This is a genomic window from Halarchaeum acidiphilum MH1-52-1, from assembly GCF_000474235.1.
Lineage (GTDB): Archaea > Halobacteriota > Halobacteria > Halobacteriales > Halobacteriaceae > Halarchaeum > Halarchaeum acidiphilum.
Genome location: NZ_BATA01000122.1, coordinates 1 through 3,150, shown reverse-complemented (window position 1 = coordinate 3,150; position 3,150 = coordinate 1). Strand labels below are relative to the sequence as shown.

Genomic DNA, 3,150 nt, shown 5'->3' with positions numbered 1-3,150 from the left:
GTTCGCTCGCGAGACTCCCGCCACGCCCGCTGTTCTGCCGAGTGAAACGAGGCGAACAGCGACGCGTGGGGGCTCGAATCAGTGAGTGAAGCGAAGCGGAACGACCCTGTGGTCCGGCGGTGGACAGAAGTCGGTGGCCGGGGGCTACGTCCGAATATTGCGTCATGTGCTCGCCAGTAGGTTCATCCACGCTGAGCGATTGTATCGGGGTATGGGCGGATTGCGTGGGCAATCGGAGGTGATGGGGGCGGTGCTTTTGCTCTCGCTGACATTGCTCGTGTCGGGGGTCACGGTAGCGATGGGGAACGACGCGCTCACCTCGACGCAGGAGCAGGCGTCGCTGACGAACGCCGAGCACGTCATGACGTTCTTCGACTCGCAGGCTTCGCTGGTCGCGCTCGGCCGATCGTCCTCTCAAACGGTCGATCTCGGGAGTTCGGGACACGGCGAGTACGTCGTCCACCCGGATCGAGGGTGGATCAAACTCGTGAGAGAGACGGACGACGGGACCGAACCGGTTCTGAACAACACGACACTCGGGTCCGTCACGTACGCGGAGGGGGGCACGGAGATCGCCTATCAGGGCGGTGGTGTCTGGCGCGCCGATCAGTCGAACGGATCGATCCTCGTCTCTCCACCGGAGTTCCACTACGATGGACAGACGCTCACGCTCCCGGTCATGACCGTTTCCGCGGCCCCGGGAGAGCGAACGGGCACGCGCTCGGCGACGGTGACGCCGCGTTCTGTGGACGAGCAGGTCTTCCCGAACGCCTCGCGGGGAGCGAACTTCACGAACCCGCTCGAGGGCGAGAATTTGACGCTCGTCGTCCACAGCCGGTACGCGAGGGGGTGGGAGCGGTACTTCCGAACGCGCACCCCGTCGAACGTGACGCGGAGCGGATCGACGATCAGAGTGAATCTCACGACGCCGGGACCACAGGGGTATCACGGATTCAACGATAAACCGTGGTCGGTCCGCGGACTGTCTCGCGAGAGGGGATATCAGGATTTGAACGTGTCTCTCAAAGCAGGTAGTAGCGGTCATATACCCGATGACTTCGGGTTAGAGATCACGGCGAACGCAGGACAGAGTCTCACGATTTCGCCGGAAAACTGGAAAAAGCAGGATCTCTGTTCGGGCGATGATACGGCGACCGTAGACATCACCTACTCGAACGAGTCGGCGACGCAGCAGTGGACAGGGGGGTATCCGGTCTCGTGTGACGACGGGAAGGTCAGCCGTCTACACCTGAATCTCACCTCGACTCGGGCGGTCACGTACACCGGCGAGGACGCGATCACGCTCGGAAACGAGACGTTCGGGCCGGAGGAGCAATCCAACTCCTCCTTCGTCGTCAACCGCTACGCGACGCGCATTCTCGCCGACGGATCGGAGACGATCAACGTCGAGGGGAATTTCCACGGACACGGCCACAGTATATCCGACCAGTCCTTTGCCGAGATCAACTACGAGGCGGGCGAGCGCGCGACCACCTACCTCCACGTGACGAAGAACAACGTCACGGTCGCGCTGCGCTGATCGCGCCCGTCACTCGACCGCGACCCGAACTGTCGTTCGGGAGACCGTGACCGGCGTGACCGATCGGTTGATCGTGCAGTTGACCGCGGTCCGGGTCGCGGTCCCGCAGTCGACGCCGGGTTCGTCGTCGAGATACCGCGCCCAAGCGTCGAGCCACGGCTTCGGCTGTGTCGACGTCAGATTCACGTGAACCGGGCCGTCCGCCGCTCCGACGACCGTCGTGGTTCGCGATCGTTCACTGCGGGGGACGGTCATCCGGACGCGGGCACGCGTCTGCCCGGCGACGGATCCCTCCTGTGGGAAGTGCGTCTCGACGATCGGCACTAGCGTTCGCGAGCCGCCGTGGAGGAGGCTCGGTTCGCTGAGCATCGCGGCCCCCCTGCTGCTGGACCGGATCACCGCGCCGTCGACGTAGACGAGCCGCGAGTCCCCCGACGAGTAGACGAGCGGACGGACGGTCGCGGTCACCGGCGCCTCGCCGGGCGTCTCGCCGGAGACGTTTATCGTGACGGGATCGCCGGGGCCGAGTTGCGCGTCGGAGAGCTTGATCACGGTCACGCGCGAGGGGGCCCCGCGATGGACGACGTCCTGCCCGTTCGACTGGAGGGCCTCGAACGCCTTCTCGGCGTTCGCGACGCGTTCCGTGTTCCGTGCGTTCTGCAGACCGGAGAACCCCGCCGTGTAGACCATCCCCACGGTCGCGAGGATGAGCGAGAACACGAGGACGAAGCCGACGACGTCGCTCACGCCTCGCCCTCCGCTTCTATCAGTCATCCGCCACCTCGATCGAGCCGTCGTCGTCGTAGACGAACCGGAGCGATCCGCCCCCGCGAGTCGACTCACTTACTGTGAGACTCGTGTGCACACTTCGCGTGACCGTGACGCCGGTCCGTGTCTCGACGAGCTGAATCTTCGTCGTATTTCCGTCCGGGCTGACGTGGATCGTGTACGCGCGCCCGGCGACTTGCTCGGGGACGTCGGCGCGAACGGCGACGTGTTCGGCGTCGCTCGTCGAAGCGAGACGATCGATGGTCGCGAGATCGCCCGCGAGATGCGAGGCGACGACGCCGAGTCCCTCCTCGACGGCGCGATGGCGCTGGTCGGCGACGAATCCGGACGTCGTGATGAGGAGTCCGGTGACGAGCAACAGCGCGATGCCGAGATTGAGGACGTAGCCGACGACGGTGGAGACGCCGCGGTCGGCGGTCACATCCGCCATACCGTCACCTCCACGGCGACGACGTTGTACACCGTCGAGTTCGACGCGTCGACGAATCGGGCCGACCCGACCCGCGTCGACGTCGGTCCGTCCGGCCCGACGAGGTGATCGTCGTCGTAAATCGTCACCGTCCGGCTGACCGTCACGGCGTTCTCCGTCGGGTCGCCTTGGTAGACGAATTTTCGATAGCTCCGGCCGTCACCGGGTTCGAGGGAGACGAATCGGACGTTGTACGCGATTCCGCGCCCGCCAAACGTCTCGTTCAACCGGTCGAAGAGCGCGACGCTCTCGTTTCCCGATCCGACGTAGTAGCCGTTCGGATGGGTACGCTCCGGCCCACGAAGCCCCGTCCCGGACCTGTTTGAGGAGAGGACGGCGTTTCGAAGCCCCC

General features: G+C 65.0%; 4 protein-coding genes. 1 reads left to right on the top strand and 3 read right to left on the bottom strand.

The window, feature by feature from the left end; translation table 11 throughout:
- Positions 1 to 211: 211 nt before the first annotated feature.
- Complete coding sequence (locus AOZ13_RS13290; RefSeq protein ID WP_021780838.1) at positions 212 to 1,540, top strand: DUF7289 family protein; 1,329 nt, start codon at positions 212 to 214, stop codon at positions 1,538 to 1,540.
- A 9-nt stretch (positions 1,541 to 1,549) separates the two neighbouring features.
- Here the strand turns inward: AOZ13_RS13290 and AOZ13_RS13285 are convergent, their stop codons facing one another.
- The 3 genes from AOZ13_RS13285 to AOZ13_RS14275 form a co-directional block, all read right to left on the bottom strand.
- Positions 1,550 to 2,287 (bottom strand): DUF7289 family protein, encoded by a 738-nt coding sequence (locus AOZ13_RS13285; protein ID WP_020221180.1) that lies wholly within the window; start codon positions 2,285 to 2,287, stop codon positions 1,550 to 1,552.
- A gap of 19 nt (positions 2,288 to 2,306) precedes the next feature.
- On the bottom strand, positions 2,307 to 2,759 hold the full coding sequence (locus AOZ13_RS13280; protein WP_020221179.1) for a DUF7266 family protein: 453 nt from the start codon (positions 2,757 to 2,759) through the stop codon (positions 2,307 to 2,309).
- Positions 2,747 to 3,150, bottom strand: a 404-nt coding sequence (locus AOZ13_RS14275) for a DUF7288 family protein (protein ID WP_449404304.1), incomplete at its 5' end; no start/stop codon positions are given. The genes AOZ13_RS14275 and AOZ13_RS13280, both read right to left, overlap by 13 nt.

Excerpts from the sequence above, each read along its gene's own strand:
- AOZ13_RS13290 (WP_021780838.1), top strand. The coding sequence starts at position 212 with ATGGGCGGATTGCGTGGGCAATCGGAGGTGATGGGGGCGGTGCTTTTG.
- AOZ13_RS13280 (WP_020221179.1), bottom strand. The coding sequence starts at position 2,759 with ATGGCGGATGTGACCGCCGACCGCGGCGTCTCCACCGTCGTCGGCTAC.